The sequence below is a fragment of the Stenotrophomonas sp. HMWF023 genome, assembly GCF_003060985.1.
In the GTDB taxonomy this organism is placed as follows: Bacteria; Pseudomonadota; Gammaproteobacteria; order Xanthomonadales; family Xanthomonadaceae; genus Stenotrophomonas; species Stenotrophomonas lactitubi.
Genome location: NZ_QAIJ01000247.1, coordinates 256 through 1,251, shown reverse-complemented (window position 1 = coordinate 1,251; position 996 = coordinate 256). Strand labels below are relative to the sequence as shown.

1 pseudogene is annotated in these 996 nt (G+C 63.7%); it reads right to left on the bottom strand.

Going from position 1 to position 996, the window contains the following annotated elements:
• Positions 1-459: 459 nt before the first annotated feature.
• Positions 460-996: pseudogene (locus DBR20_RS13680) on the bottom strand (phosphoglycerol transferase I); the annotation flags it as partial.

Genomic DNA, 996 nt, shown 5'->3' with positions numbered 1-996 from the left:
GTAAACCCGTCCATGGGGGCTTGGCCGCGGCATCCATGCCGCGGACACCCCCGCAACCGGACCCACCCCGCCTTCGACAGTTTCCCGCGATCTGTCGGAATGGCATGGCGTGCTCTTGGTGGGTGTCGACCGCGCTGCTGTTGGTAGGTGTCGACCTTGGTCGACACGTAGATCCACGCCATGCGTGGATGTTTTTCGATCAATTGTCTAAATATTCGATTTCGATGGAGATTCATCCACGCATGGCGTGGATCTACCAGATCGCGGAGATCTGTCAGAGGTGGGGCGGTGTCGGATTGCGGGGTGTCAGCCGCATGGATGCGGCTGCCAAGCCTACAAGGACGTACTTGCGGCGTCCCCGCACTCCGACACCGCCCCGCCATCCCACGGAATGCCGCTCTTGCTGTTGACGTTGACGTTGATTCGGCAGGTGCAGGGCGCAGCCCTGCCGAACCCCCTTTACCCCCGCGGTCGCCCGCGCGAGGGCACCAGTGCGAACGTATCCACTGCCAGCTTCTCGGCGTGGTTCAACCACGCGCGGATTTCCAGATCGTCCACTTCGTGGTCAAGGCCGAACGACACGTTGATCTTGCCGTCGGCATCGGGCTGCACCCATTGCTGGGCCAGTACCACCTTGCGCTGCGAAGAAACCGCTTCGATCCAGAAGCCGCGATCCGGGCGCGTGCTCGCCACCAGCTGCAGCATGTACTGGCCGGCGCGGGTACGGCGGCCCTTCTGGGTGATCATGTGTGCCTGGCGCACGCTGGGGCGGGGGCCCTGGAACGCATCCAGCGGTGCATCCACGTCGATGCCGTTGCGCAGCTGACCATCGCGGTACAGCTTGATGCCGTTGTCGCGGTTCACCAGCAGCGCGCACCAGTCGCCGTCGGCCGAGCCATCCTCGAATGCGGTGCAGCGATCGACGTAGGCCAGGGTGTTGTCCGGGTCGGCGTCGTCGAACTGGCGTGAGGTGTTTTCCAGGTACACCGATTTCAG